General features: G+C 69.7%; 1 protein-coding gene. It reads right to left on the reverse strand.

The genetic code is table 11. The features are described 5' to 3' along the window. Positions 1-488 (reverse strand): aldehyde dehydrogenase family protein (locus tag HA630_RS00405; RefSeq protein WP_166832014.1); only part of this gene is annotated, 488 nt, incomplete at both ends.

Here is a 488-nt window from a genome sequence, read left to right on the forward strand (position 1 = left end):
AACTGGCGGCCGTCCACCAGCAGCTGCGCGCCTTCGGCCTGCCCGGCGGCGATGTAGCCGCTGATGCGGGCGTGGGCGGCGGGGGTGACGATGGGCCCCATTTCGGCGGCCAGGTTGGTGCCGTTCAGCACCTTGAGCTGCTTCGTGCGCTCCACCAGCAGGGGCATCACCTTGTCGGCCACGTCGCCCACCAGCACCGCCACCGAAATGGCCATGCAGCGCTCGCCGGCCGAGCCGTAGGCCGCGCCAATGAGCGCGTCCACCACCTGGTTCACGTCGGCGTCGGGCATCACCACCATGTGGTTCTTGGCGCCGCCCAGGGCCTGCACCCGCTTGCCGTGGCGCGCGCCGGTCTCGTAAATGTAGTTGGCAATCGGGGTGGAGCCCACAAAACTCACCGCCTTCACGTCCGGGTGGTCCAGCAGCGCGTCCACGGCTTCCTTGTCGCCCTGCACCACGTTGAACACGCCGTCGGGCAGGCCGGCCTG

The sequence above is a fragment of the Aquabacterium sp. A08 genome (genome assembly GCF_011742065.1).